The sequence below is a fragment of the Pseudomonas sp. P4_C3 genome (assembly GCF_056402075.1).
In genome coordinates, this window is sequence record NZ_JBFUIC010000779.1 from 1 (window position 1) to 628 (window position 628).

General features: G+C 46.5%; 1 protein-coding gene. It reads left to right on the top strand.

The window, feature by feature from the left end; translation table 11 throughout:
* Positions 1–555, top strand: a 555-nt coding sequence (locus AC1DVH_RS32400; protein ID WP_477757210.1) for an aldehyde dehydrogenase family protein, incomplete at its 5' end; no start/stop codon positions are given.
* Positions 556–628 lie beyond the last annotated feature (73 nt).

The following is a 628-nucleotide window of genomic DNA, read 5'->3' on the forward strand; positions in this document are numbered from 1 at the left end:
ATATATGAAGAGTTCAAAAAGAAATTCGTTGTGAAGACAAGTGCTTTAGTCGTGGGAAATCCTGCTGACGAAAGCACGGATGTTGGGCCAATGATTACTGAAGCTGCTGCAAAACGCACTGAAGAAGTAGTTATCGAGGCAATGGATAAAGGGGGTAACCTGTTATTTGGTAATGTACGCCAAGGCTCGCTTTACTCTCCGACGGTCCTGGAGAATGTTAGCCAAAGCTGTAAAGTTTGGTGTGAGGAAGTATTTAGTCCGGTTGTCATTCTTCAACGCGTGGCCTCGCTTGATGAGGCGCTGACACTGGCTAATGAACCAGAATACAGTTTGCATGCGGGTATTTTCACCAGCAATTTGAATGTCGCCATGAAAGCAGCTAAACGACTCGAAGCCGGCGGCGTCATGATTAATGACTCATCTGACTATCGTTTTGATGCAATGCCATTTGGTGGTTCCAAATACGGCAGCATGGGGCGTGAAGGTGTGCGTTTTGCGTATGAAGATATGACGCAACCAAAAGTGATCTGCTTAAACGGTGTTGGCGGAAGTTGATTAAAGGATCGATGTGAATCCCTAGGATTAAATCTGGTCCTCGGCAAGGCTCTTCTGGTCGGTAGAGCCTTGC